General features: G+C 46.7%; 3 protein-coding genes. All 3 read right to left on the bottom strand.

The features are described from left to right. On the bottom strand, positions 1-952 hold a 952-nt coding region (locus A3751_RS14300), incomplete at its 3' end, for a GNAT family N-acetyltransferase (protein WP_068457296.1). Beyond that, on the bottom strand, positions 949-1,872 hold the full coding sequence (locus tag A3751_RS14305; RefSeq protein WP_068457300.1) for a hypothetical protein: 924 nt from the start codon (positions 1,870-1,872) through the stop codon (positions 949-951). The genes A3751_RS14305 and A3751_RS14300, both read right to left, overlap by 4 nt. Beyond that, positions 1,872-2,276: an acetyltransferase gene (locus A3751_RS23900; protein ID WP_369821246.1), complete on the bottom strand. Its 405-nt coding sequence runs from the start codon at positions 2,274-2,276 to the stop codon at positions 1,872-1,874. The genes A3751_RS14305 and A3751_RS23900 overlap by 1 nt, the downstream gene beginning before the upstream one ends. Positions 2,277-2,395 lie beyond the last annotated feature (119 nt).

Here is a 2,395-nt window from a genome sequence, read left to right on the forward strand (position 1 = left end):
AAACGGATTTCGCGCTGTCTAATGGCAACGTGTACGTATCGATCGCTAACCCTCTACCACCAAAGCTCTCTTTTTGCGCAATTAGGCCGCCGTTAAGGATGGTTCCGTTCTCTTCGGTAGAGATGCCAAAGCTAAAATATTGTTGGTTTTGTGACATGGCATCTTGGATACAGTTTTCTATCAGAAAATCGAGCGCCCCCACGGCCTTTCCTTCGTCTGAGGTGGCCATATATTGTGTGTGCGTAATATTATCGAATTTAAACAGTAAGGTGGCTGCCATCAGGGTGCCATTCTGTTCGGCCATCTCCAAAGAGATATTTTCAGGGAAGCATGAATGTAGATATTCGAGTTCTGCGGCGCTGTGGACGGGGCTCGCACCATGCTTGGATAGTACGCTACTAAGTAAAGCATGAAATGCTTGCCAGTCTTGCGATTTGCTTACGGTAACAGACTCTTTCTTTGCCTTGTTTATTAACCATTTTCGGCCTTTTGAGATCTTTGGGCGAGCCTTGAGATCGATCACGCTTGATAGGTCTCTGCGCGACAAAGTTGCACCTTCTTTCATCAGGGCATACAAATCATCTTGATACATCGAGCGTTGAAAAACATGAGGGATCGCTTTATAGCGAAGCGATACACAGCCGTCTTTTTTGCAGAAATTCGTGAGGCTCTCGAACAACTCGAGCATTGATGAGGCTCTTACTTTATCCCCTATAAGGAGGCCTCCATATGTAAGCCCTCCATGAGATACGATCGTGTCTTCATGTCTGGAAGCGGGCAGAACTGCGATGAGTTTATTGTCATCGTAAAACATGAGGGATTGATCTTCAAAGCGGTCGCGATGGTACTCTACAAAGCGTCGCATGAAGAAAAATAGTGGTGATTTTGACGACTCGACAAATTGATCCCACTCTTGCTCTTTGTCGCTGGCATATTGGATGCATGAAATCAATTGACCATCTCCAAAAGGCCAAAACCGTCCTGTCCCATATTGTTTCCGTTATAGACTGCCCACAAGGAGTTGTTGCTTTTAAATAACCGAGGGTAACAAAGGTGCTTGCTATCAAAACTGCCTTCTGCGCCAAGCGTTAAATTCAGCGCGTTGTCGTTCCTTGTCCATTCTATGCCATCGGGCGACGTGGCGAGTCCCGGAAAGTAATCCTCTCCCGTCTTTGATCCGCTTGTAAAAAGCATAAAAAATTGATCGTCGAATTTGTAAACAGAAGGGCGTCCGATTCTGTACTCATTGTCTTTGTTATCGACGCATAGCTGTGGGTTCGATTCGAAGGTAAGTCCGTCGTTCGAGTAGCTATGCCAAATATTATATTGAGGGTAATCCGTACCTGCGATGTTTTGCCAGCCATCGCCCATAGCATGCCAGATACGCCATTTATCGTTTTCGAATCTTACTGAATGGATGGCGTTAATCATCACGCCATTCTTTGCCCGATCCAGAATGGGTGCTTCGGAGACGCGCGTGAAGTTCTCACCGTCAGAGCTGGTTGCAAGTCCTGAAAAAGCGAGGAACTTTACATTTTTAACGAGCTGGAAGCCGACATAGTACATGCGTATCTCGCCATTCGGCGCTTTGAGTACGTCTCCCAGAATGACGCCATTGTCGTCGAAGCATCCGGAACGGCCAGTATCGAGAACAGGTTTCTTAGATACTCGTTTTACGATAGAGGGATTCTCAGAGCATAAGTCGACGTAGCCGATACGGCTTACACCTTCATTGTCTCTAAACCCGCAATATACCCGAATTGTTTCTGCGTTTAAGTTGAACGGAGTCGGAGTTAGCGCGCCCGCGCACGCCCAGTCAGGCATTTGGGGTTTTGAAAAAATTAGCCCGTGTTTTTTCCAGTTAAATTGCATTAAAGCTTAACTCCTAAGCTGGATTTTCCAGGGACTATTTTGGCTGGTGAGCCCACATATATGCTCTCAGGCTCCAACAATGATTTGTTCACCAGGCTCGCCGAGCCAACAATGCAGCTATGCGCTAGAGTGGTATTGTCATTAAACGTCGCATTCACCCCCAGGAAGCACGAGTGTCCTATCGAACAGTACCCGGAAACGACCACGTGGGATGATAAGAAACAATGGTCCTCAATGACGGTACGATGGCCTATATGGTTGCCACTCCAGAGAATGCAGTTGTCGCCGATCGTCACAAAAGGCTGAACAACATTGTTTTCGAAAATGAAGCAATTTTCCCCAACTTTGGCATTTCTCCAAACAAACGCTCTGCTGCTAATGTAGGTCGCGAACTCGTAGCCCATGTTCTTGAGCTTTAAGTACAATCGGGTTCTTAGGCGATTTAGGTTGGTCGAGGGTATCGCCACGAAGGCACAAAACTCATTTGATGGATAATCGCTGAGGATGTCCTCTACCGCTGAGA

This window comes from Oleiphilus sp. HI0080, from assembly GCF_001635135.1.